This window comes from Polaromonas sp. P1_G2 (genome assembly GCF_056405515.1).
Window position 1 is genome coordinate 1 of sequence record NZ_JBFUBY010000727.1, and the last position, 592, is coordinate 592.

Annotated in this window: 1 protein-coding gene and 1 pseudogene; both read right to left on the reverse strand. The window is 59.9% G+C overall.

Annotated features, from left to right (window positions below; all coding sequences use genetic code 11):
* Positions 1-220 precede the first annotated feature (220 nt).
* Positions 221-481 carry a cell division topological specificity factor MinE gene (minE, locus tag AC1D0P_RS27215; RefSeq protein WP_436155619.1) on the reverse strand — a complete coding sequence of 87 codons (261 nt, stop codon included), beginning with the start codon at positions 479-481 and terminating at the stop codon, positions 221-223.
* A gap of 3 nt (positions 482-484) precedes the next feature.
* A pseudogene (locus tag AC1D0P_RS27220) lies at positions 485-592 on the reverse strand (septum site-determining protein MinD); the annotation flags it as partial.

Here is a 592-nt window from a genome sequence, read left to right on the forward strand (position 1 = left end):
CTCTCCACCCCAGCACCCTAAACATACAAGCGAAGCGAGTTTGCGCGAGACCCCGCCGTAGTCGAGCACCGCAGGTTGCCCGAAGCGAAGCGTAGGGACCCAGACTGCGGGTCGCCKTTTCTTTGGTGACTTTCTTTTGGCGAAGCAAAGAAAAGTGCCTCGCCGCCGGGCGACCCCGGCCAGCAACTCTCAGCAGTGAGCGCACCGCCGGAGCAAGAGATCACTTCTTGTCAGGCAACTCAATCTTCACCTCCAGCACATCAAGGTTATCCTGCCGCTCCAGGTTCAGCTTGATGTGCTCAGGGTTGATCGGGATGTATTTCGCGATCACCGCGATCAGGTCGCGTTGCAGGGCCGGCAGGTAGTCCGGCTTGGGGCTACGGTCCGTGCGCTCATGCGCGAGGATGATCTGCAAGCGCTCTTTCGCGACGCTCGCGGTCTTCTTCTTTTCGCCCAGCAGGAATGACAGGAAAGACGCCATGGATCACTTCCCCCCGAACCAGCGTTTGAAGAGCCCGGGCTTTTGCGCGTCGATAAACCGCATGGGCTTGTCCTTGTCGCCGAGGAAGCGGTCGACCACGTCCTTGTAGGC